The following is a 5,364-nucleotide window of genomic DNA, read 5'->3' on the forward strand; positions in this document are numbered from 1 at the left end:
ATCACAGATTCAGGGATTCTTCGATATACCGCTGGACCATCTTTATGCGAGTCGGATTTTTATCGAGCACTTCACTGAGAACCCGATTGAAAATCTTGTAGTTGTAGCTCCCGATGTTGGAAGTTTAAAAATGGCCAGGGCTTATTCTAAGAAATTAGGAGCGAGCCTGGCATTTATCGATAAGCGCAGGCCAAAGCAGAATGTGGCCGAAGTGATGAATATTATCGGGGAGGTGGAAGGCAAAAATGTATTGATCGTGGATGATTTGATCGATACCGCCGGAACCATCACCAATGCAGCTGTAGCCCTGAAAGAGCGAGGCGCTTTAAATATTGTAACAACCTGCACACATCCGATTTTGTCGGGGCCGGCGTACCAGCGTATTGAAGATTCTCCGATTGATCAGCTGCTGGTAACAGACACCGTGCCGCTGAGGAAACCATCGGACAAGATTAAGGTATTGAGTGTGGCCGGGATTTTTGCGGAAGCAATTCAGCGGATTCACACAAACGACACTATCAGTGCACTTTTTGATGATTAATCAATAATTGAAAAAACCATGAAGCAACCGGAAATATATAAACTGGAAGGCAAAAAAAGAGATTTAGGGAAAAAATCAGTAGCTCAATTAAGAGATGAGCTGAGAGTACCTGCTGTTCTTTACGGCCCTAAGATTGAAGAGAATATTCACTTTTCTATTTTAGAAGTGGATATCGAGAAGATACTTTCATCATCTCAAACCAAACTGCAAGAGTTAACGATTGACGGGGAAACATATAAAACTCTTCTTAAGAATGTTGAGTTTGATCCCGTTACCGATCGTGTTTTACATGCTGATTTCTATGTACTGGATGAAAAACAACGTGTGAAACTGAAAATTCCAATCCGCCTTACAGGTACAGCTATTGGAGTTCGTGACGGCGGTGGACGTGTATTCCAAACCATGCGTATTGTTCGTGTGAAAGTGATGCCAGACAGAATCCCGGCTGAGTTTGAGCTCGATATTACCGAACTCGGTATCGGCGATTCTCTGCACGTAAGTGAGCTCGACATGGAAGGAATTGATCCGCTTGACGACCCTCGCAGAACCATTGTGACCATTGCTCCACCAAAATCCGAAGCTCTGTTTACAACTGCCATCGAACCGGACGAAGAAGAGCTGCCTGAAGGTGAAGAAGCTCTTGTTGAAGGTGAAGAGGGCGAAGAGGATGCTGAAGCACCGGATACGGAAGAAGGAAAAGAAGAATAAGCCTTTTTATTGTTATGGCTCTGATTGTTGGTCTGGGAAACCCGGGCACAAAATATGAAGGTACGCGCCATAACGTAGGTTTTGAGGTTTTAGATAACCTCGCAGAGAAGCTATCCATATCTTTTGAACCCGATAACGGCCTTTACCAAAAAGGTGAAGGCCGTTTTAAGGGTCAATCCGTTGTTCTGATTAAGCCCACCACCTACATGAACAGAAGCGGAAAAGCTATTACAAAAGCCATTGCAGAAACGGGAACTGACAAGAGTAAGTGCCTGGTTTGCTACGATGATATCAATCTGGATACCGGGCAGATTCGGTTACGTCCCGGAGGCAGTGCCGGAGGACACAATGGCGTTGCCGATATTATCGAAAAACTGAAGTCTAAGGATTTTCCCCGCCTTCGATTTGGAGTGGGAAATGATTTTCCAAAAGGCCGGCAAGCGGATTATGTGCTCTCTCCTTTTGCTCCGGAAGAGCGATCTACAGTTGATGAGTCGATAGACCTTGCATCAGATGCTATTTTAACGTTTCTTCGTGGTGGAATTGATATTGCGATGAATGAATTTAACTAACTAATAAGCGATAATTACCGCAAACCTTAACACATAAATCATCATGGTTAACACAATTATTTACCTTATTCCGGTAGCCGGTATACTGGCTCTGTTGTTTACCTATATCCGTGCAAAATGGGTAGGGAAACAGGAGATTGGCACCGAAAAAATGGAACGCATCAGCCAAAACATTGCAAAGGGGGCGATGGCGTTTCTCAAAGCAGAATATCGAGTGCTCTCAATTTTTGTAATTATTGTGGCAGTTCTGCTTGGTCTGCAAGGAGCCGGTGCTGAAAATTCATCCTGGCTTGTCTCTGTTTCATTTATTGTTGGTGCTCTCTGTTCGGGTATGGCCGGATTCATTGGTATGCGAGTTGCAACAAAAGCGAATGTTCGCACAACCAATGCTGCACGTACAAGCCTTGGAGAAGGTTTAAATGTTGCCTTTAACGGTGGTTCCGTCATGGGGCTCGGTGTTGTGGGTCTTGGTGTATTGGGACTGGGCCTTCTCTTCCTGCTCTATACAAATCTTTTTGGTACAGAAGTAAATAACATTCAGCAGGTTCTTACGGTTATTACAAGCTTCTCTTTTGGAGCTTCTTCCATTGCGTTATTTGCACGTGTTGGTGGTGGCATCTACACAAAAGCTGCTGATGTGGGTGCTGACCTGGTAGGAAAAGTTGAAGCCGGAATTCCGGAAGATCACCCCTTAAACCCTGCAACGATTGCTGATAACGTGGGGGATAACGTTGGTGATGTAGCCGGTATGGGTGCTGACCTGTTTGAATCGTATGTCGGGTCAATTATCGGTACAATGGTACTCGGTGCTGCTTTTATGGGGCTGGCCGGGTTTGAAACCAGTAACGAATTTGGCGGATTGAATGCCGTTCTGCTTCCACTGGTGCTTGCCGGTGTGGGAATTGTGACATCAATCATTGGTACATTTTTTGTGAAAGTAAAAGAGGGTGGAGATCCTCAGAAAGCCCTCAATTTGGGTGAGTTTATTTCTGCTATCATCATGCTTATCGCTTCCTATCTGTTGATTACATGGATGCTGCCTGCCAGCTGGGAGTTTAACGGTATAAGCTACACAGCGATGGGCGTGTTCTGGGCAACTATTTTTGGTCTGGCTGCAGGTCTATTGATCGGACTAATTACCGAGCATTATACAGGTACCTACACAAAACCTGTGTGGTCTATTGTGAAGCAGTCCGTAACCGGTGCCGCTACGAACATTATTTCCGGTGTTGGGGTAGGTATGATTTCAACTGCAATTCCAATTGTAATTATTGCCGTTGCCATACTCGGAGCTTACCATTTTGCCGGACTATACGGTATTGCAATTGCTGCGGTAGGTATGCTGTCAAATACAGGTATTCAGCTTGCTGTTGACGCATACGGTCCGATTTCTGATAATGCCGGAGGTATTGCGGAAATGTCTGAGCTTCCGCCTGAAGTCCGTGAAAGAACCGACAAGCTGGATGCAGTGGGTAACACTACAGCTGCAATCGGTAAAGGTTTTGCAATTGGTTCTGCTGCATTGACTGCACTGGCACTTTTTGCGGCGTTCCTTACGGCTTACAATACAGCCAATCCGGAAGCCATTATTTCAGCGATCGACATTACATCACCGAGCGTAATGGCGGCACTTTTTGTAGGTGCGATGCTTCCTTATCTCTTCTCTGCACTCTCAATGCAGGCTGTTGGCCGTGCGGCTATGAGTATGATTGAAGAGGTTCGCCGCCAGTTCAAGGATATCCCTGAGCTTACCAAAGCGCTTGATGCCATGAGAAGAAACGAAGGCAAGAAGCTTGCTGAATGGAGTGATGATGATCGTGCTCTGTTTGATGCCGCCGACGGAAAAGCTGAATATGAAAAGTGTGTTGCCATTTCAACTCAGGCTTCTATCCGTGAGATGATTGCTCCTGGACTACTTGCCGTTATTGTACCGGTTCTGTTTGGGTTCCTTGGCGGACCACTCATGCTTGGCGGGCTCCTCGCAGGTGTAACTGCTTCCGGTGTACTTCTGGCATTGTTCCAGTCAAATGCCGGTGGTGCGTGGGATAACGCCAAGAAGATGATTGAAGAAGGTGTGGAGATTGACGGTAAATCTTACGGTAAAGGCTCTGAAGCTCACAAAGCTGCCGTAGTGGGAGATACAGTAGGTGATCCGTTCAAAGATACGTCCGGACCTTCTCTGAACATTCTCATTAAGTTGATGGCTGTTGTAGCGCTTGTGATTGCAACCATGATTTAATGGTTGGTTGATCATTCAGCCTGAAATTGAAGCCCCGGCGAGAAATTGTCGGGGCTTTTTCTTTGTTTAAATAAAGAAAATAGAACCTATTGCTCAAACTATGACAGATATATTTAAACTGATATTTGAACACGACCTGAGACTGGATCAACTAAGAGAACGCCAGCTTGACCGGGATAAGCAGGAAGTTTCCGGATCTATTGAAGATTTTTTAAAGCCTGACCCGACCTATTCGAAATTTTACCTTACCGGTACACGACTTGGTGAAGAGAACCGATTTGGCCTCAATCAGCTTGAGAAATATAAGGAGCTGCTGAATAAATTTGCTGAAGCATTAAGTGAGTACAATGTTTTTCGTGATGAAGAGCAAGGTGATTTGATACAGTTTATTCAAAATGAAAAGTTAGGAGCCCCCTTTATTCTCACTAAAGAAACGGAGAACCGATGGGTTGATTTAGATCTGGATCTGGACCATCAGAGTAATGTAGGCCACAAAAAGGAGGGGATTGCCGAAGTGCTTGAAGCCGGTGATTTAGTCCTCTATAAAGAGAATGCTCATGATGGATTTGACCTTCATCTTTTCTCAAAGAAAAATATCTACAGAAACTTTTTTCATCAGTTGAAACCATTGGTAACCGAAAGCTTCCGCTTTTTCAGTATCAATGGCAAGAAGATTCGCTCAGAACGAAAATTCTATTTCGAAACATGGACACTGCAGCGTCCGCCTCATGGTGTAGAAGAGGTTTTCAGTGAAACCGTGCTATGAGTTTTTAAGCCGGGCCAAAAGGATGAGTCTATCGGAGTTTTGGGAATATTTGCCACCGGTGTAATCTCCAAAGGTTTTGATCAGCTCATACCCTGTACTGTCGAAAACCTTTTTAAACCAGTCTAAACTGTAAAGTTTTACCCGTTCTTGATAGGTGGCGGGTTTTTTTAGAGCATCGCCATCAATTTGAATGGTTTTGTAAACCATGTTCTGCTCAATTTTCCGAGTAATTTGATAGCTCATATTCTCATAGACTCCGGACTCTGAGGGGACAAGGTTCTTTTCTACTGAGTGAGGGTTTAGGTAATCCAAAAAAAGCAGCCCATTGGGTTTGAGCATTTTTGCTGTGCTGCTGATAATTTTTTGGTTCTCTCCATCATCAAGAAAATATCCGAAGGTAGTGAAGAGATTGACAATTGCATCAAACGTTTTTGGGAGTGGTTCACGCATATCACCGATGACGAACTCAATGTCTTCTATCTCCTCTTTGGATGCTTTTAATTTCGCTTTCCGTATGGCCTCTTTCGAGAGATCTACA

6 protein-coding genes are annotated in these 5,364 nt (G+C 44.5%); 5 read left to right on the forward strand and 1 reads right to left on the reverse strand.

All coding sequences use genetic code 11. The features are described from left to right. The 5 genes from BG260_RS03485 to BG260_RS03505 form a co-directional block, all read left to right on the forward strand. Window positions 1-541: ribose-phosphate diphosphokinase (locus BG260_RS03485; protein WP_141691507.1), on the forward strand; the 541-nt coding region annotated here is incomplete at its 5' end. Between the two features lie 18 nt (window positions 542-559). Then, window positions 560-1,249: a 50S ribosomal protein L25 gene (locus BG260_RS03490; RefSeq protein WP_069130562.1), complete on the forward strand. Its 690-nt coding sequence runs from the start codon at window positions 560-562 to the stop codon at window positions 1,247-1,249. A 14-nt stretch (window positions 1,250-1,263) separates the two neighbouring features. Continuing rightward, complete coding sequence (gene pth, locus BG260_RS03495; RefSeq protein ID WP_069130563.1) at window positions 1,264-1,821, forward strand: aminoacyl-tRNA hydrolase; 558 nt, start codon at window positions 1,264-1,266, stop codon at window positions 1,819-1,821. A 43-nt stretch (window positions 1,822-1,864) separates the two neighbouring features. Then, window positions 1,865-4,060, forward strand: a complete 2,196-nt coding sequence (locus tag BG260_RS03500; protein WP_069130564.1) for a sodium-translocating pyrophosphatase — start codon at window positions 1,865-1,867, stop codon at window positions 4,058-4,060. A 100-nt stretch (window positions 4,061-4,160) separates the two neighbouring features. Then, a complete protein-coding gene (locus BG260_RS03505) occupies window positions 4,161-4,826 on the forward strand; it encodes a hypothetical protein (protein ID WP_069130565.1) in 666 nt (221 codons plus the stop codon). Here BG260_RS03505 and BG260_RS03510 read toward each other — a convergent pair. Then, window positions 4,821-5,364, reverse strand: a 544-nt coding sequence (locus BG260_RS03510) for a class I SAM-dependent methyltransferase (RefSeq protein WP_069130566.1), incomplete at its 5' end; no start/stop codon positions are given. The two genes, BG260_RS03505 and BG260_RS03510, sit on opposite strands and share 6 nt — an antisense overlap.

Origin of the sequence: Rhodohalobacter halophilus, from assembly GCF_001715195.1 — a bacterium.
GTDB classification, from domain to species: Bacteria; Bacteroidota; Rhodothermia; order Balneolales; family Balneolaceae; genus Rhodohalobacter; species Rhodohalobacter halophilus.

Coding starts and splice junctions, on each gene's coding strand:
- BG260_RS03490 (WP_069130562.1), top strand. CDS start 560: ATGAAGCAACCGGAAATATATAAACTGGAAGGCAAAAAAAGAGATTTA.
- pth (WP_069130563.1), top strand. CDS start 1,264: ATGGCTCTGATTGTTGGTCTGGGAAACCCGGGCACAAAATATGAAGGT.
- BG260_RS03500 (WP_069130564.1), top strand. CDS start 1,865: ATGGTTAACACAATTATTTACCTTATTCCGGTAGCCGGTATACTGGCT.
- BG260_RS03505 (WP_069130565.1), top strand. CDS start 4,161: ATGACAGATATATTTAAACTGATATTTGAACACGACCTGAGACTGGAT.